Here is an 18,473-nt window from a genome sequence, read left to right as displayed (position 1 = left end):
TGCCTGCGATAGCGGTGTGTCAGGCAGCCTTTCCAGCACTGGCCCACCGCTATCGCAGGCAAGCCAGCTCCCACAGTTGTATGGCGGTGTTCTCTTAGTCCGTGCCGTATTTCGGGTTACGCGGGCCGTACAAAATCCCGGTGCGCTGCCCCGCCGACAGCAACCGTGCGCTGGTGATACCGGCAATCGGATGCGCCGCATCGGTAGAGCTGTTGATCACCTGCTTGACCGCAGCCGTGATCAACATGCCCACCAGGCCGCCACCGTTGTTGTTGCCTTCTTCGCTCGACGCCCGCGCCGAACCGGTCCACAGGGTGGTGCCGGTGCGCAGGTCCACCAGTTTGGCCGAGGCCGTCACCGAGGTGTCGCTGGAGATCAGCATGTACTGGGTGCCGTACTCGCTGATGGTGATGTAAAGCGCCGCGTCCGCGCCAAAGATGTCATGCAGCTTGGCCGGTTGTACGGCCTGGATATCGTTGGCGGTGGTCAGGCCGTTCTGGCGGAAGGTTTCGTCCACCAGGGCAATCGGCAACACGTAGTAGCCGGCTTCGGCCAGCGGGTAGGTGACTTGCGACACCAGGCTGTAGGACGCCTGCACTTCCGGCGATTCGTTGATCGGCGGCAATACCAGGATCGACTTGGGCCGCGCCTGTTTGTACGCCGAATAATCAACCGTCTTGGGCGCGGCGCAACCGCCGAGCAACGCCAGGGCCAGCAAGGCGCCGGTGAGTTTTAACAGGCTCATTTGGTGGCGACTCCGGCTTTGGCGTTTTTCAACAGAAAGTCCATGTACGCAGCAGACTCAGGGAACAGCGCCTTCTCGGTGCGAAACTCCTGCACCATCTGGTCATCCTTGCCCATGTTCATGTACAGCATGCCCAGGTGCGCGTGGTAACCCGGCGGCGCCTTGCGGCCACTGGCGTTGATCTTCTGCAGATCGCGCTCCAGTGCTTCCACCTGCGCTTCCTTGGGCTCGCCCTTGAAGTACTCGTAAACCTGCGGCTGGTAGCTTTCCCATTGATACAGGGGCTGGGGCGCCGTTTGGCACCCGGCTACCGTCGCGATTGCTGCCAGCGTCAGCGCTAACTTCACTGCCTTGCTCATCCGTGTACTGCTCCTTGTGGTGTGGCTGATCAGTTACGCGGGTTCCAGGCGCCAGCGTTGATGCCGTCGACCAGGCGGTTGATCGCTTCGCGCATGGCCAGGTCCAGCACCTTGCCATTGAGGGTGGAGTCGTAGCTGGCGGTGCCGCCGAAGCCGATCACTTCACGGTTGGACAGCGCGTACTCACCGGCACCCTGGGTGGAATACACCACTTCGGAGGTGTTGATGTTGACGATATTCAACGCGACTTTGGCGTAGGCCACTTGGGTCTTGCCACGGCCGAGGATGCCGAACATCTGGCGGTCGCCGGTTTCTTTGCGGCCGAACTCGGTCACATCGCCAGTCACCACATAGTCAGCGCCCTTGAGCTTCTGCACGGTGCCTTTGATTTTGGCTTCCTGGGAGATTTCGCCCATGTTGTCGCGGTCCAGCACGCTGAAGCGGTTGGTCTGCTGCAAGTGGGTGATAAGGATGGTCTTGGCCTGGCCACCGAGACGGTCAACGCCATCGGAGAAGATGCCGCGCATGTAGCTGGAGCGGTTATCGAACTTGCCCACGGCAATCGGCACACGCACGCCGGAATAGGCCACGTGGGCGCTGGCGACTTGCTCCACCGGCATCGCGCGGTTGCTCTCGGTGGCACAACCGGCCACGGTCAACAGCGCCGCGGCGGTGAGGCCCGACAGCAGGATTTTGGACAGTGTCTTCACAGGGTGCTCCTTGGGTGAGGAAATCAGCGTTGCTGGGTTTTCCAAGGAGAAAGGCAGCCTGAAAACGCACTGGCCTGGATTCTTCCCTGAAAGACGGTGATACAACGGCTGCGGCATTTTACGGGGTTGAGAGCGGTTCTCAAGTTGTTTCGGCCATAGGTGGGTGGCTTACCCTACTGCCGACCGCAATACTCAAAGCAACAAAGATCAAATGTGGGAGCTGGCTTGCCTGCGAAAGCGATAGTGCAGCAACAGATGCAGCGACTGACACACCGCCTTCGCGGGCAAGCCCAATGCCGATCAATTAAACGAACGCAATACCCAAAGCAACGAAGATCCAATGTGGGAGCTGGCTTGCCTGCGAAAGCGATAGTGCAGCAACAGATGCAGCGACTGACACACCGCCTTCGCGGGCAAGCCCAATGCCGATCAATTAAACGAACGCAATGCCCAAAGCAACGAAGATCCAATGTGGGAGCTGGCTTGCCTGCGAAAGCGGTAGTGCAGCAACAGATGCAGCGACTGACACACCGCCTTCGCGGGCAAGCCCGCTCCCACAGGGGAACTGCGTTTAACCCTGACTGGTATTAGTCCAAGCCCGCCCACCAACAGCAGCCTGCCTTCGCACAGCCCTACTTGAGCTCCTTCACCAGGTACTGCGCAGAAATCTGCGTAATCCCGGTCAACGCCCGGCGCAAAGCTTCCGGGTCCGTGCGGTAGGTTAACGGCGTATAGCCATAAACGTTCTGACCATTAAACGGCGTGACCGCTTCAAAGGTGCGCCAGATCATCTCATCGCCGCGATCCATCTGCGCTAACACGTTAAGGGTCGGATAAATCACACTGCTGAAACCCTGGGTCAGGCGAAAGCCCCACTCGGACACGGTCAGCTGAATCTGCGCATCAGCCGGCTCATCGTCGCCGACCACCTTGAGCGTCGAAGTCTTGCCCAACTCATCGACAAAGCCCTGCTTGAGCAACACGCCTACATCGAGTTTTTCCGCCTCCATCACCGTCAGAATAGCCACCGGCGTCGGCATCTCGGCCAACTGCCCGAGCTTCATGCCGCCGGCAAACCCGGCGCCACTCAACGCCGCAGTACCCAGCTTGGACGCTCCGCTGGCCATGCCAACACCCGCACCAACCCCGGCCCCCAGGGCCGCGCCCCAGGCCTGTTCGCGGCCGAAGTACACCATGTTCTTTTCCCACTTCACGGGCAGGACTTTGACGGTCTTGATCTGCGCGCGGTTTTCGGGGGTGAGAGGGTGGCTGACGCAGCCGCCGAGGATGAGGGTGGTGAAGAGAATGAGGAGGAGGTTTTTCACATTGGTCCTTTAATGTTTGGGGTGAGGCTTCGGATTTGCGTATTCGTAGTGCGTTTGTTCGTGGGCAGTATGTCGGCAATGGATAGCAAGATGTTAGCCGCTGCGGGCAAGCTCCGAAGCAGCGGCATTTTGATGCCTTGCGCGGGCTTGGCGGTGCGGCTTATAGTCCGGCCGTCGCTCAAAAAGCGACCGGGTTTGGCGACCCGAAGAACGAGCCCTCAATAATCCAGAGAGCTTAATGATGAATCGATACATTCCCCTAACCGGCCACGACTGCACCGTCCCAGCCCTGATCATCGACACCCAGGCACCTCTCGACGTCCTTCACGACGCCGCCGTGCACCGCATTCGGGCCGTCACCCAACTGCTGGAAAACCTGGCCTTCCGCGAACAACTCAGCAGCGATGCCGTCGTGCTTTCAGACTTCGCCCATTTGCTGGCCATTCCGCTGCGCGATGGGTGTGACTTGCTGGATGTCATCAGTCGCAGGCTGAATGCCGATCCGTCCTGAGTGAAAATCGGGCGGCCTTAGTGTCGCCCCCTTTATGCGTGAGCAATTCAACTTAATAAACCGGTCCACTTTTTTCGTCATTTCACGCAGCAAACCTGATCATCCGAAAGATAATAAAGTCCCTCCAGCTTTCCGCAAATGGAAGGAAGACCGAAAACCGATTCTGAGGCATAAGAAATAGGCAGCTCGGTTCTAATCGAACAGGCAAACTCCGAACTTTCCCACGTTGGAGTGACTATACCGCTCCAAAAACTTACTGCGTCTCCCTTATCAGACAATATAACAGGCTTTACGTATTCAATTGCGGCATTGGAGTCCCAATATAAATAACCGCGATACACAGCGCCACTTTCACCAAGAAAATCAGTTAGAACGATAATCTGAAAATCTGAGCACGTTTCCTGTTCGGCGAGGGGGCGTACAGTTGACTCATCCTCCACTGTTTCGTCCATCGGAAAAAACCAAACGCTATAGCTATCAAGATCATCAATCGTTAGCTCATATACTTGTTTGTCCGACACAAATCGCCCCCTATGTAATTAAATACAACAAAAGGGGACAGAATTACTTAATAGGCTCTCAATTCTAATTTAAATAAATCTGTCCCTTTTCTACCCATTTCTCCGAATTTTTATCCTGCTGGAACCGCATCGATATCAAACTCACCTTGCTCGTCAATTTCGGCGTCTGCTCTCAACACCTCAAAATCGCAGCCCCCTAAATTCAAATGGACATTTATTTCATACGCTCCACTTGAGGAGGGTCTTATAAATTCGACCTGAAGAGAATAATCTCCTTCAGGCAGTTCTAGAGGAACCGTACTCGAAATACTACCAAGCTCAACATTTCTATCTTTCACCGTGAAGGGAACTTTAAGAGCCCGAACCACGTCTGCGCTAATAGCGGGCACTTGCTCGTTAATGAAAACGCTAATTATATGATCCCCTTCGTCGATCAAAGCTCTAAAAGAGGCACTTCCTAACCTCCACGCAAATCCTTGCGCATAACTACGATCACTCCAATCATTATACGGCTGATCAAGCGAGCTTAAAAACACGCAAAATTGCGAATAAGACAAATATATACTTTCTCTAAACCCAGCCATTAGCCCACCACCTTAATTCAACAAAAGGGGACAGATTTACTCAATAGCCTTTGTACTACCACCACGAATTAAGTAAATTCGCCGCCCTCACAACTACCTGACTAACTAGGCAACGGTTTCTTGATCGCCATTAACAGAATCAAACAGTACGCCGACAACACCAGCCGCCATAAATCGCCGTTTCACTTCTTCACTTACTATGACCGCACCCAAATATTTTTTAAGTTTAAATATATGACTTGATCCGACCCTGCCCGGGTCAACCACTAAATTGTAGAAAGCACGATAGTTGCCGGCCATATCTGGCCTAACAGGATCATCTACCTCAAACTTTTTATAGCGAGAGCGCTTTTCATCCACGCAATCAATTTGCGTTTCAATAATCATCAAAAAATAGCTCTGGCAAACCACTTTATTGTTTATCTTCACCGGCTCAAAAACGACATGCTGATAAAGTTCGTCTGTCTCTGGCAAACCGGCGAGCGAATTTTTTGCCCTCTCGCTTAAAACAGGAATACTGGCGTATCCAGCGAGGGAATAATCAACTTCTTTACCGTCGAACCTTACATCGAGGGTATATGTGCCTGGCTCCATAAAATTAACTGGAGGATCACTGAAATGCCAGTTATCTACATGATGTACATCTCCGAGCACCCACCTATCGCAGACAGTTACATCTTGTCGCATTAAGTAATATCTCATTTCAGTCCCTCGTAAGCCATTTATTAACTTCACTACCCACGATTACTGCTTCTGACTTAATCCCTTCCAATATTTTTGTCACGAATCAACGAAAAAAGGGGACTGTCTAGTCCTGAAATAGGTTTACACCTGCTTCAGGACTAGACAGCCTTTAAACTCTAGTCTAGATAAATCTGCCCTCTTTTCTTGTCCCTTTTCTTCAGTCCCCTTTTCTTCAACTTATTCATCATCCCATAACTGCCCCGGCGGCGCATAGTTACCATCTTCCAAGATGCTGCACCATCCAAAAAGCCTATAAAACATTTCAAGATCCAATATTTGGTAGATATCAATATCAACTTTTTTTAACGACACCCGACCGTGTGCATAGTGAGAGTATTGCCCACCTACCCCACCTATCGCTCTTTTTTCAAGTTCTGCACGATCCCACTCCAGAACGGTTCCTGCAGCTTCTGGCAAAGGGTCCAAAAATTCAATTTCAAACTCCGTTGCAATTTTGCAAATGCAAGGAATCAGCCTTTGCTCGAGCAGGCTGTGGGTTAACAAATTCTCGGGAAACTTAATGCTTAATTTCATTTCAGAGCATCCTTTGGAACAACAACATAACCTGAAAAATTCTTTTCAAAAGTAGTCGCGGGGCTAAAGTACTGCTTACCATGAGGATCACTGCAAAAGGGGACAGATTTATTTAATGCGCCTTTAAACTCTAATATTAAATAAATCTGTCCCCTTTTCTCGTGAGATTAAAAGGTGGTACCTACCCATCCATCTTTACTGGATACCCACGCAGACCGTGACGGCGCGCAACCCACAATCAGAAATACAACTACCATTATTACGCTAATTTTTTTCACGTTTTCTCTCCGTGAAAATGTGAAAAATGGGACATATTTATTTAATACGTTTTTCAACTCTAATTCTAAATAAGCCTTTCCCTTTTCTCACTTTTTTATTCATCTCCGCTCTGGCACCGACTCAACTTTTTCCATTTATATGATTTCGCCACGGCACGAGCAGTCCCTCCAACAAGACTCGATCAACAACACCATCATCAATGGCGCCGACAAAAGTTGTATCCAACTGAAACTCAAAGGAAATATCTTCCTTTTCCGATAACTTTTTTACGGCACAGACTATTTCTTCCACTTCATCTAGATTTTTTGAATCCATATCAACAGACAGTATATTCGGTTGCAGTGCTGAATAAATCTCCAACATTCCACCCACCACTTCCGCGCCCCCTTCGTCTATCGCGTAAATAAAGGTTGGCGGGGCAATGCTCCATATTCTTGACGCAGCGAGCTCATTCACGAGCTGCTGCACATTAGATCTAATAGACTGATCTAAGTCTTGAGCCACGTAGAAAATCAACTTTTGCTTCTCATGTTCTAGCGGTACGGAATGCATTATTCAGCTCCTTTTTTTGGAGGGTATGCCGGGAGAGCCGACCCTGGACCGCCTGGATTATATCTAAACCCTCCTGGCATATGCGCATCCAAATGCCGTGTATCAGGCAGTGGCACAGTAAGTGGCGAACCCTGAACATAACAAAAGGGGACAGATTTATTTAATATGCTTTTCAACTCTAATTTAAATAAATCTGTCCCCTTTCTCATAACCTCTTTCTGAGGAGACATATTCAAAACCCTCACTTTTAAACTCCACGTGAGGAGTACCATCTTCGGGGGAGCTCTCTCTAACCAACAGCATAGACTTAGGCGCTCCCAACTTAGCGCCTATCAAACTCACGGTTTTCTGCAGCTCACCGAAATTGGAAACCATACTAATTCGTTCTTCTCAACAAAAGGGGACTGATTTATTTAATGCACCTTTAAACTCTAATTTAAATAAATCCGCCCCCTTTTCTCTCTTTTCTTTACCCTTAAAACAGCAGTTAAACGACATAACATCCTTTTACGTTAGAAGTTTCGTATCTCCATGACTTTATTAGCCGATCCGCAGCGACAAAAACCGAATATCGGCAATCCCTAATCCAAGTTATGTAATACCGCCTGCCTCCGTTTTCATCAACAACCTTATCAAAGGTCTTATTTTTATTTACAGGCGACCAATATGAGTCGCCACATCCTCGAGTGCAGTCTTTGTAAAGGTGGGAATCGAAATGAGTACCTACCCATAGATTCATTCCATTTTCCCAATTGGAATGGGAAGGTGCGCAGCCAGCCAAGGCCGACAATAATACTACTAAAAGCCATTTATTAATTTTCACGCTTTTTCTCCGACTCAATTGCTGGGCGGTACTTATCGTACAGTGCTCCATAATTTACAAGCAGAGCAGGCGGCACGAACAAAAGGGGACAGATTTATTTAATAGGGCTTTACCGCCATCTCGAATTAAAATAAATCTGTCCCCTTTTACTCTTTTATTACATTTTTATTATTTCTATGCACTCAAGACGAACGAACTCACATCACCAAAATTCAAAAACTCTTGAAAACAAGAAGTAACGACACCTATATCTCTAGTTATGAAACTCGCCGGGTAATAGTCGCCCAAAATCTCAACTGAACTTGTCCCCATCGACGTATTATTAAGAGTACGCACGACGTGCTCACCATCTTCAAGGTATTGATTTAGCATCAAAAGATAATTTCCAGAATCAGCGTAAAGATTGATTTCATACGGTCCATATTCAGGCGTCGGTGAAATAGACAACGAAGCGACACCGTCAAATTTTCTATACTTGCTTATAATGGACTTCACATCTTCCAGGGACGGTTGGCGAACAAGAGGGATTTGCAATCTACCGTGTTCAGGATTAAGTGTATACCCTCCAATTATCATCTATTTTTCTCCTTAATGGACTTCATGCCTGACTCCCAGTAATAGTTTTTCGGAAGTCCCGTTTTATCATCTATAGCTTTCACGGTGAGCGATTTCAACTCAGCTTTTTCTGCGGCAGCAGCAATGTCACCTTTGCAGAAACCGCATACATCTTTTCCTGCGACCGTCATGGACATGTCCGCCCCCGCAGTTTTACCAGAGCTATATGCTTGCTGAATCACACCTATTTCTGCGTGGGCATCTTTCATATTTCCGTTTGGATAAAGCTTGCCAGGATTCGTAGCAGCTTTATCTGCAATCCTATCCGTGATCAACGAAGGTATTTTCGGGTCTGCCTCGTTGAGCGGACGAGAGGTCTGATTGACGTCTTGGAAGGTTTGTCCACCTACCTTTCCCTCTGCGGCTACTTTCGGAGCCGCGCCCTTAGCCGCCCCTTCTATAACATTCCTCTCGGCCAGTGCAGCGGTTTCGGAATCCGTAAACATGCTTGTTGCGTTTGCATTCTTAGACGCAGCGCCTTTGGCTGCTCCTAACTCTGCTCCTTCAACGACTCGCCCAGCAACCTTACCTGCCCCTCCTAACCCACCGCCGAACATCATGCCAACCATTTCGGCATGATCACCCTTCATAGTTTGCTGCACCGCGAGGCGCGTGTCGTCCTGATTCTTATCTTGGAAGCCCCGAACGATAGACTGTTCTGCTTTGTTGAGCCCGCCGCTCTGATCATATTTATCCAGCGCTGCATTACCCGCCTCCACGTCTAGGCGCTGCGCATTACAACTCGTAGGATCATTACACTTCAGCAGCGTAATGCCAGTTTTCTTATCGCTGATTCCTGCGTACTTAGTAGCCACATCGCTACGGCAGGATGAAGGGCTGGCTGCCCCACGGCACCCTTTCAAATCCTTAACTAAATCATCAACTTCATGGTGATTTAGGTAGTTATAGGCCGTGGCATTTTTCGCGATTTCAGCACCTTTCTGCACGTCACCGTCAGTCGCACCAGCGGCCGCAATTCCGACCAATTGCGAAGCGGCTAGCAACAACGCTGGATCGCCATCTACCACTTTCGCCAGTGAGGTTACCAGTGCTTCGTTAGCTCCAGCAGCGAGAGCGCCCGTAGCAAAACTGCCGCCGCCAGCTTCACTCAAAAGCCCGCCAACCAAAGCATGCAGAGCGATTTTTTGAGGCCCTGATTCTGACCATTTTTGGCCTTTCGAGTAATCGCCTACAGCGTTAAAGGCGACCGCTTGCAACGTGCTCTGCAACTGCGACCGTAGGGAACTACCGAGATTGTCTCCAAAACTACCGCCTTGAATAGCAGTGCTTAAACTTGCTTGGGCAACTCCTTGCGCCCCCGAATAGACGGCAAACCTACCGATGTCAGACGCGGAACTGAGGTCAAACCCTTTTGTAATGTGATTGACGTTGTCGCCAGTTACACCAAACGCAGGATCAAGCACGCCAGCGGTAAAACCTGCAGCTAACGCCCCAGTTGCATACCCCTTCAAGGCTTTGCTTGACGTAATGTCTTGAAAAGTTGCACCGATGTTTCCGCCGTTATTGATGAAGCTGACGGTGCTTCCACTGGCAACTGAAGTTAACGCAGCAGTTGCCATAACGTTGCCCCAACCGGCTGCTGCGGTCCCAACCGCCGTACCAGCTGAGACCATAGCCGAACTGCCTGCCGCAGCCATTGCCGTACCAGACCCGGCACTGGCACCCGCAGCAGCGCCCGCGACGCTACTTGCGGCCCCAGCCGTCAAAACTGTCACTACGATGATGATCGCCAGCATGGCTCCTTGGCCTAAGCTGGAATGGCTGTACTTGAACGAATCATGCAGTTCCTGCACTTGCCGCCAATCCACATCCCCACGCTTCTCGGCTTCTTTCAACCAAGCCAACTGTGGGTCTGCTTTGACCATCACATCAATCGTCTGGCTAACCGTGTTCTGATCAATCTGTTTAATGTCGATCTTCAGCCCGTTAACCGCCTTGATCGCCAACTCACCCTGTGCCTTCAACTCACTTTGGCGCAACGTCTCGTCGGTATTACCCTTGCCCTTGGCGCTGGTCCAAGCCAGGTCACCCTTGCTTTTCTCGTGACTCTCCTGGTGCAGGTCTTTGACTGCCTCGAACGTCACCGCACCGCCACTGGTGATCGCCAGGTCGTTACCACTCTCAAGCTTGGCCCGCTGATACAACTGATCACCGCCACTGACCAGTGACAGATCACCACCAGTCTTGATCTCAGTCCCCACATTCGTGACGTGGGTCACCTCATCACGCTTGGTCTTCTTCGCGCCCCAGCCCCCCTTCTCCTTCATGTCGTAAAGGCTGTAGGTGCTGTTCTGCGCAGCCAACAAACTCAACTTGTCCCCGCTATACAGATAAGCCTCATTCCCCGCGCTGATCCTGCTCGCCACGATCGTGGTGTCACGCCCCGCCTGGCTGACAAAATCCCCACCCGCCGTCAGCACGCTCGCCACTTGAGTGGTCTGGTCGTCCGAGGTCTTGATGCGTTTTTTGCCGTCCTTTTCCTTGCCCTCAACGTTGTGCATGTCGCTGACCGAGGCGACGTTGAGGTCGCGGCCGGCGGCGATGTTGAGGTCTTTGCCGGCGGTGGCGGTGCTGCCGATGATGTTGACGTCTTGCCCGGCCTGCATGTTGAGGTTGCCGCCCGCCGTGACGCTGGCGGCGAGGTTTTTGACGTCGGTGGTGATGCTGGATTTCTCGCCGCCGTCGCGGGTCTCGTGTTTGACGCGGGTGTCGCTGGCGGCGATGAGGTTGAGGTCGCGGCCGGCGGTTAAGTTAGCGTCGTTGCCCGCTACCAGGGCACCTCGGTTGGTGAGGTCGCGGCCGGCGTCGATGGCGAGGTTTTCGCGGGCGACGATGGTGCCGGCGCTGGTGTCGGTGAGGGTGCGCATGCCGGCGCCGTCACGTACCTGGATGGCGGTGGTCTCGTTGGTGATGTCGCCTTTGAGCGCCGTGAGGCTGACTTGTTTGCCGCGGATTTCGCCGGCCATGGCGTTGCGGATGCTGTCTTGGGCGAGCAGGTTGAGGTTGTTGCCGGCTTCGACCAGGCCGCCGGTGTAGATGCTGCCGCTGCTGATGGCGGAGAGGTTGTTGCTGGCGCGCAGGGTGCCGACGTTGATCAGGTCGCCGCCGGTGACCAGGTTGAGGTCGCGGCCCTGGATGAGGCTGTTGCCGCGCACGTTGCGCGAGTCGGCCTGGGCCAGGTACAGCACCGGTACGAGCACGGTCTGGCCGTCGATGACGCGGTTTTCCATCCACACGATGTCGTGGGTCAGGGCGCCGACTTGCTGGTCGGTGAGGGCCACGCCCAGGCTCAGGCGCAGGGCGTCTTTGCTGGCGAGGCCGTTGTCCATCAGGTAGCGGAACTGGTCGGCGTCGCTGTACAGGCCGCCGGCGAGGAAGCGTTGGCCGGTTTGCGCGAGGACGGCGTCGCGGATCAGGCGGGTTTCGTACTGGCCGTCACCGAGGCGGCGCCAGGCGTTGTCGGCGGTGAAACCGAGTTTGCCGAGCATGTAGTCGGAGCTGAAGAAGCCCGACACCGAGGTGAATTCGGGGTTGGTTTCGATCAGGTAGTGGCTGGCGGGGTCGGCGTTTTTGACGAACAGGCCGTACTCGCCCTTGGGAAGTTGGAAGGTGGGCGAGGTGGTGGGGTCGACCGGGGCAAACGCGGTGCCGGTGTAGTCCACGGGCACGAAGCCGCCACCAGGGGCCACGCCTACCACGGGCAATACGCTGCCGGGCGCCTGGGCGCTCGGGTCGTTGGCGTGTTTGCTCAGGTTGATGTTGATGCCGCCGACGGGGATGCCGGTCTGGTCGTCGCCGAGGGTGCCGGTCAACTGGGCCAGGGTGTTGTTGTGCAGCGTGCCGTTTTGCAGGGTGCGGGCGACGTTGAGGTTGACCGTGCCGCCCGCTTGCAGGGTGGCGTCGTAGCCGGGGCCGCTGTTGTTGGTCCAGGTGGTGACGTCACTTGCGTAGGCGAACGGCAGGCTGTTGGGTGAGCGGCTTTTGAGTTCTTCGAAGCGCGCCTTATCAAAATTCCCGGCCGCCGTGGCCGCATTGAACGCGGGCACGTCGACGTATTGCATGCGTTCAAACAAATCGTCGGAGACGTGACCTGGCGTGCCGATGACAAGCTTGCGCTGGCCCGTGCGCGTGGCGGCGCCCTGGTTGAGCAGGTCACCGGCAGTGATGCTCAGGTCGCCATTGGCGGCCATCAGGCTGTAGCGGTTCTGCACGTTGTCGCCTTGCAGCAGCATGTTTTTGCCCGCCACCAGGCGCGCCGCTACCGAGTCCTTGGTCGCCGCCTCGAGGTACGTTTCGTAGATGGTGATCTCGCCGCGTTCCCAGTTGTCGCTCTCGCCGCAGTGCTGGCCACAGATCCAACTCAAGCTGCCGGTGGTCAGCGTTTGCCCGAGTTCGAATTCATCTTTGGCGTTTTCGATAAAGCCCGCATTGATGGCGATCGAGCCTTCGCTTTCCACGGTGCCGGAGCGGTTGCTGAACAGCACGGCACGCCCGCCATCGCGGGCGGCGAAGCTCAGGTTGCCTTTGCTGTAGACATCGCCATAGCTGTTGCTGAAGCCATTGCTGCGCAAGGTCATGTCGCCGCCGCTGAACAGCAGCGTGTCGGCGGCATTGGTGATGCCGTTGACTGCGGTGAGGTTCACTGCACCCTGGGCACCGAGGGTGCCACGGTTGTTGATTTGCGCAGCGGCGATGTCCAGTTGCTGGCGGGCGGTGAGGAAGCCGAGGTTGTCCAGGGTGCCGCCCAGGGTCAGGCGCGCATTGGTGGCTGCCAGGCGGCCGCCGTTCTGGCTGAGGTTGTTGGCGGCGACGGTGAGTGTTTGCAGGGCCGAGACGCGGCCGCTATTGCTCATATCGCCGGTGGTGATGCTGATGTCACCGTCGCTGAGCAGTTCGCCGCCGTTGTCCAGGCTGGCCACGTTGAGGATCAAGCCCTTGGCGCTGGCCATGCGGTCACCGGCCTTGAGGGCCAGCCCTTGGTCGCTCTTGTAGGTGAGCGCGTCGTTGAGTTGCACGCGGCCCAGGCCATCGACGTTGCCGAATGCCCAGTCGGCGCTGCCCATGCCCTGGATATTGCCCTGGCTGCCTGCGAGGCTGGCGGTGTTGAGGTGGAACAGGCCGGTGCCGGCGTGTTGCAGCATCCCGTTCTGGTTGTTGAAGCTGGCCGCGTCGAGGCTGAAGGCCTGGCTGCCGAATTCGAGGGTGCCGTTCTGGTTGTTCAGCGCGCCGCTGAGGTTGAGGCTGCTGCTGGCGCCGCCCAGGGCACGCAGTTGCCCGCTGGCGCTGTTGTCCAGGTTGCCGCCGTTGAGGCTCAGGCCCTGGTTGGCTTCGATCAGGCCGCCCTGGTTGGTGAGCGTGTCGCGTGAGGTCAGGTTGAGCTGGTTGCCGCTGATCTGGCCGCCCGCGCTGTTGTCGAGGCTGGCGCCGCTGACGGTCACTTGTTCTTTACCGAACAGTTTGCCGCCACGGTTGGCAAGGGCTTCTACGGTCAGTTGCAGGTTACCGACCAGGCTGGCCATCAGGCCGCCGCTGGCGTTGTCGACGCTGTTGGCGGTGACGCTCAGGCTGTCGCCCTGCACGGTACCGCCCTGGTTATCCAGGCGGGTGGTGTTCAGTTCGGTGAGGGCGCCGCCGCTGAGGATCAGGCCCTTGCGGTTGCTCACATCCTGGCCGCTGTAGCTCAGGCCTTCGGCGCCGGCCAGCAGTTGGCCGTTGTCGTTGTTCAGGTGCTGGGCGGCGATGTCCAGGCGCTTGCCGCGCAGGGTGCCGCCGTCGTTGTTGAGGGTGGTGAGTTGCTTGACCAGCACGCTGCGTTCGCCCGCGTCGATCTGGCCGCCGATGTTGGTGAGCAGGTCGCTGACCTTGAGCACCACGTCGCCGCCATCGCTGACCAGCGCGCCTTTGTTGCTGTTGATGAAGGTCTGCGCGGTGACGTCGACGGTCTGGCCCAGCAGGATGCCGGCGCTGTTGTCCAAGCGCTCGCCTTGCAGTTGCAGCAAGCCTTCGCTCTGGATGCGGCCCTGGGCGTTGAGCAACTGGCCCGGGCCCTTGAGCAGCAGGCTTACGCCCTGGGCGCCACCGGCCAGCAGGCCGGCGTTGCGGTTGTCGAGGCCCGAGGCGCGTACGTCGAGGTGGTCACCCAACACGCGCCCGGCGCGGTTGTCGATGTCGCCGCCGGCCACGTCGAGCAGCAGTTGTTTGCCGACGATCGTGCCGCTCTGGTTATCCAGGTTCGCGGCGTGCAGTTCGATATCGCCCTGCCCGGCCTGCAAGCGGCCCTGGGCGTTGTTGAGCTGTTGCGCGGCGGTGAGGGTGAGCTTGCCGGTGTCGGCGCTGAGTACGCCGCCTGCGTTGCTGCTGAGGGTGCCGGCCTTAACGTTCAGATCGGTGCTGGCCTGGGCGAACCCCTGATTGTTATTGAAGGTGTTGGTAACGGCGAGGTTGAGCGCGCCGCCGTCAGCCTGGATCAGGCCCTTGAGGCTGTTGTCGAGGTTGCTGGCATTGACGGTGGCGGTCTTGGCCACCAGCACGCCGTTCTGGTTGTTCAGGCTGCCGGCGTTGACGGTCAGGTCGTTGGCGATGACTTGCCCGCCGCTGTTGTTCAGGTTGGCGCTGGTGAGCACCAGGCTGCCACCGGCCATTTCGATACGGCCCTGGCGGTTGTCCAGGGAGGCGCTGTTGAGCGTGGCGGCCTGGCCTTCGCCGAAGCGGATCAGGCCGCCGAGGTTGACGATGGCCGGCGAGTTGATCGCCAGGCTCTGCTCACCGAACAGGCGCGCAGTGGCGCCCTGATTGGTGAGCTTGGCGCTGCTGACCTCGACGCTCTTGGCCTGGATGATCGCGCCCTGGTTGGTCAGCGCTTGTGCGGCGGTGATCGCCAGGGCGCGGCTGGCCAACAGGTTGCCGCTGGTGGTGACGGTTTGCGCGTTTACCACCAGGTCGCCCGTGGTGTTGCGGCTGTTATCGGCGGCGACGCCGGCTTCGATGATGCCGGGGTTGTTCACGCTGGCCGCGTTGATCTCGACGCGCTGGCCGGCGGCGATGCTCTTGCGGTTGACCAGCGCCTGAGCGCTGGTGACCTGCACATTGCCGTTGGCGTAGACCTTGTCGGTGAGGTCGACGTTTTGCGCGGTGACTTTGACGTTACCGGTGGCCACCGTTTGCGCCATGCTCAGGCGCCCGTTGGCGTCGAGCTGAATATCGCCACCACTGGCCGCCAGGGTGCCGTCGAGCTTCACGCCCACACCGGCCTCGGTGCCCACCAGTTTGATCGCGCCGGCATACATGCCGCCCAGGGCCGAGGAGTCGATTGCCAACTCGGGCTTGGCGCTGCCGTCATCGGCACGGGCGGTGGTTTTCAGGCTTTGTGCGTCGACATCGTTGCGCCCGGCGATCACGTTGAGTTCGCGGGCGTTGATTTGTGCGTTGATCTTGGCCGAGCGGGTGATGATGTCGAAGCGCTCGACGTTGCTGGCGTTCAAGCCCTGGCCGTCGATGGTCACGGCGCCGCCATCCACTTCATAGCGCTGCAATTGGCCGCTGGCGTCGAGCACCGGTTTGCCGGTGGTGAGGGTGACGTTGGGGGTGTTGATAAAGCCGCAACCGCTGCACGTCACGCCGTACGGGTTGGCGACGATGACCTTGGCCGACTGCCCCGCCACTTCGGTATAGCCGCGCAACTGGCTGGGGCTGCCGCCGTTGACTTCGTTGAGGATGACGTTCGCCGCGCCGCCCTTGAGGTTGGGGTTGCCGACAATGATCCCGCCCAGCTGGGTGTTAGTCATGGTGCCGTTGGCGTTGTTGAGGATCACGCCGTTGGGGCCGACGTTGTAGTCCTTGAACTGGTTATGGGACAAGCCCGCGCCATTGGGGGTAGCGATGTTTACCACCGGCACGCCATTGCCCGCCGCGCCCACGGTGGTGCCCGGCGCACTCACCACAATGCCCTCGGCCTGGGCCAGCAGCGGCTGCCAGAACAGTGCGTTGGCAAGGATCAACGCCAGCCCGCGCTTGGGCAGGCCGAAGAACGCGTCCCGGCGCTTCAGGGCGGCAGAAGGTTGGCGGGCCAGGAAGGCGAATTGGCGAACATCCATTGTCAGGCTCTCATGCAGCGGGGCGTTGAATTACAGGAAAAAATCCATGCGGAAGTAGATCGGCGCTTCGCGCTCGGTAACCACACCGGGTCTTTCTAACGAATGGGCAAAGGTCACGCTGGTGCTGACGTGTTTGCCACGGGCGAACAGCTCCAGGGAGTTGCTGGACACCCGGCCATGAACGTTGTCGTTGTAGCGGTCGTTGCGGATCACGCCCTGGTCGTAGCCGACACTGGCGCCGTACTCGGCGAAGGCCGGGCGCATCCAGTCGAGGGTCACCGGGCGCGCCCAGCGCACTTCGTTGCGCCAGTAGCCGCCGCTGTCGCCGGTCAGCAACTGGTCCTTGAAACCGCGCACCGACGCCGAGCCGCCGAGGCTCATGCGCTGGGGCGAAAACAGAATGTCTTCGCTGCGTTGGCCGGTGGCCAAACTGCTGAAGCTGAACGACTCGCCCCACAGGCTGAACGGTTGCAGGTAGCTGACGGTGGCGGTGTATTTGCGGTAGCGCGAATTGGGCTGGCGCCGACCGAGCGGGTCACGCTCGTCTTGAGACTGGGCGTCGAGCAGGCCGATGCCGCTTTGCATGCCAAGGTCCAGGTTGACGAAGGCACTGCCGATGCGCCGACCGTGGTTGACGCCCAGTTGCAGTTCGCTGAGGCGGTTGCTGCTGGCCTCGGTGCGTGCGTCGAGGATGTAGTTGTTGGTGCGCAGGTGCGCCAGGCCGACGTTGACCGAGGTCTTGCTCACATCGTCGCGATGGATCACCCGCTCGGCGCGCAGTTGGTGGTTCTGGTTGTCGCCGTCCTGCTTGAATTTGAAGCCGTCGGTCACGCCGTAGGTGCGGTAGTCGCTTTCGCTGTAGGTGTAGCTGAAGTTCCACCAGCCCCAGGGCAGGTTGTAGTAGAGCATGGTGTTTTTCGAGGTTTTCTGGTGGTCGCTGATGGCGTCGTGGCCGCCGCGCAGCATCAGTTGGTCGCCCAGGCCGAGTGGGCTGTCCCACTCAAGGCCAGCGCCCCATTGCTGTTCGCCGGTGCTTTTCTGCCCATCGTTGTTGCGCGACAGGCTGGCGCGCCAGGGCTTTTGCGCGGTGTTCTTGACCACCACGTCGCTGCCGCCGATTTGCTTGCCGGGGGTGAGTTCCATCTGCGCCTGTTTGGACGGCAGGCGGTTGAGCTGGTCCACCAGTTGCTCGATTTCACGCAGGTTAAGTGCTTCGCCGACTTTGCCGGGAAAGGCCATGGCCAGTTCGCGGTCGGTCACCGTGCTGCCTTCGGCGCTGCGCAACGCTTCGAGTTTGCCTTCCACCACCAGCACTTGCAGATGGCCGGTGGAGAGGTCTTGCTGCGGCAGGTAGGCACGGCTGGTGACGCGGCCTTTGCCGAGGTAGTAGTCGGTGATGGTTTTGAGCAGGTCGTTCAGTTGGGACACGCCCAGGCACTGGCCGATGTAGGGCTTGAGCAAGCGCTCGCGGTCGGGCGCCGGCAGGCTGTCGGCGCCTTTGAGTTCGATGGTTTTGATCGGGAAGCAACGGGTGTCGGCCGGGGTTGCCGGGGCTTGGGGCTTGTCCGCTTTGCCGGGCAGATCCTGAAGCTCCTGGAGGCGCCGCTGTTGCTCTTCAAGCAAGCGGTTCTGCCGGTCGCGGATCAGGTCCTGATCGCCAGGCGTGGGGGCGGCGGATGCACTGTTCAGGCCCATGCAAGTGAGCAGGAAAGTGCAGAGCAGTAACCGGGTCCGTGGCAATAACGAAGACATGTTCGATCCATCGAAAATCAAGGGCCGCGAAACTAACATCGAACTTCCAGCTCGCCTAGAAACGGGCGAAGTGGGGCCGTTCGACTGATTAGTTTTCTAACCTGTTGATTATTAATGATAATTTTTCATCAAAAGAGTTTAAGTCGGGCACTTGCAGTGATTATTCCGACAAGTGGCAACTGTTTTGATGGCGATTCGACGAATGACTTTCCGACTGCCATTACTTAGCCATCAGATGTTCGCCGAGTTAGGTTAGTACCGGAGAAGGGGGAAAAGTTCGCGGGGGTTTTGTGAATTGGATCCCA

Annotated in this window: 13 protein-coding genes; 1 reads left to right on the top strand and 12 read right to left on the bottom strand. The window is 56.4% G+C overall.

The features are described from left to right. Positions 1-94: 94 nt before the first annotated feature. The 4 genes from AC1RAC_RS20920 to AC1RAC_RS20905 all read right to left on the bottom strand — a co-directional run bounded on the left by AC1RAC_RS20920 (position 95) and on the right by AC1RAC_RS20905 (position 3,139). Complete coding sequence (locus AC1RAC_RS20920) at positions 95-745, bottom strand: DUF799 domain-containing protein (protein ID WP_005783625.1); 651 nt, start codon at positions 743-745, stop codon at positions 95-97. After that, positions 742-1,104, bottom strand: coding sequence for a DUF4810 domain-containing protein (locus AC1RAC_RS20915; protein WP_005783622.1), 363 nt, complete (start codon positions 1,102-1,104; stop codon positions 742-744). Before AC1RAC_RS20915 ends, AC1RAC_RS20920 begins: the two co-directional genes overlap by 4 nt. Before the next feature lie 29 nt (positions 1,105-1,133). Further along, positions 1,134-1,814, bottom strand: a complete 681-nt coding sequence (locus tag AC1RAC_RS20910) for a CsgG/HfaB family protein (protein WP_492616952.1) — start codon at positions 1,812-1,814, stop codon at positions 1,134-1,136. 632 nt (positions 1,815-2,446) lie between these two features. Further along, entirely contained in the window at positions 2,447-3,139 is a 693-nt protein-coding gene (locus AC1RAC_RS20905; protein ID WP_098949882.1) for a hypothetical protein, read from the bottom strand. Positions 3,140-3,392: 253 nt separating this feature from the next. On the opposite strand from AC1RAC_RS20905, the gene AC1RAC_RS20900 reads away from it, so the two are divergent. Further along, the gene (locus AC1RAC_RS20900) at positions 3,393-3,650 is read left to right on the top strand and encodes a hypothetical protein (protein WP_005783616.1); all 258 of its coding nucleotides are present in this window, start codon (positions 3,393-3,395) and stop codon (positions 3,648-3,650) included. Between the two features lie 77 nt (positions 3,651-3,727). On the opposite strand, the gene AC1RAC_RS20895 is transcribed toward AC1RAC_RS20900, so the two are convergent. The 8 genes from AC1RAC_RS20895 to AC1RAC_RS20860 form a co-directional block, all read right to left on the bottom strand. Continuing rightward, positions 3,728-4,171, bottom strand: a complete 444-nt coding sequence (locus AC1RAC_RS20895; RefSeq protein WP_072445732.1) for a hypothetical protein — start codon at positions 4,169-4,171, stop codon at positions 3,728-3,730. Positions 4,172-4,281: 110 nt separating this feature from the next. Beyond that, positions 4,282-4,755, bottom strand: coding sequence for a competence protein ComJ (comJ, locus tag AC1RAC_RS20890; RefSeq protein ID WP_072445731.1), 474 nt, complete (start codon positions 4,753-4,755; stop codon positions 4,282-4,284). A gap of 105 nt (positions 4,756-4,860) precedes the next feature. Continuing rightward, positions 4,861-5,442 (bottom strand): imm11 family protein, encoded by a 582-nt coding sequence (locus AC1RAC_RS20885; RefSeq protein WP_232241662.1) that lies wholly within the window; start codon positions 5,440-5,442, stop codon positions 4,861-4,863. Between the two features lie 234 nt (positions 5,443-5,676). After that, the gene (locus AC1RAC_RS20880) at positions 5,677-6,033 is read right to left on the bottom strand and encodes a hypothetical protein (protein WP_054896836.1); all 357 of its coding nucleotides are present in this window, start codon (positions 6,031-6,033) and stop codon (positions 5,677-5,679) included. Between the two features lie 399 nt (positions 6,034-6,432). Further along, positions 6,433-6,864: a hypothetical protein gene (locus AC1RAC_RS20875; RefSeq protein ID WP_089042760.1), complete on the bottom strand. Its 432-nt coding sequence runs from the start codon at positions 6,862-6,864 to the stop codon at positions 6,433-6,435. Between the two features lie 997 nt (positions 6,865-7,861). Continuing rightward, entirely contained in the window at positions 7,862-8,263 is a 402-nt protein-coding gene (locus AC1RAC_RS20870) for a DUF6911 family protein (protein ID WP_054896839.1), read from the bottom strand. Continuing rightward, positions 8,260-16,416 carry a two-partner secretion domain-containing protein gene (locus AC1RAC_RS20865; RefSeq protein WP_492616951.1) on the bottom strand — a complete coding sequence of 2,719 codons (8,157 nt, stop codon included), beginning with the start codon at positions 16,414-16,416 and terminating at the stop codon, positions 8,260-8,262. The genes AC1RAC_RS20870 and AC1RAC_RS20865 overlap by 4 nt, the downstream gene beginning before the upstream one ends. Positions 16,417-16,446: 30 nt before the next feature. Then, complete coding sequence (locus AC1RAC_RS20860; RefSeq protein ID WP_127880570.1) at positions 16,447-18,168, bottom strand: ShlB/FhaC/HecB family hemolysin secretion/activation protein; 1,722 nt, start codon at positions 18,166-18,168, stop codon at positions 16,447-16,449. Positions 18,169-18,473 lie beyond the last annotated feature (305 nt).

The sequence above is a fragment of the Pseudomonas sp. GW823-FHT02F05 genome, from assembly GCF_058797315.1.
This window is presented reverse-complemented; position numbering and strand designations above follow the sequence as displayed.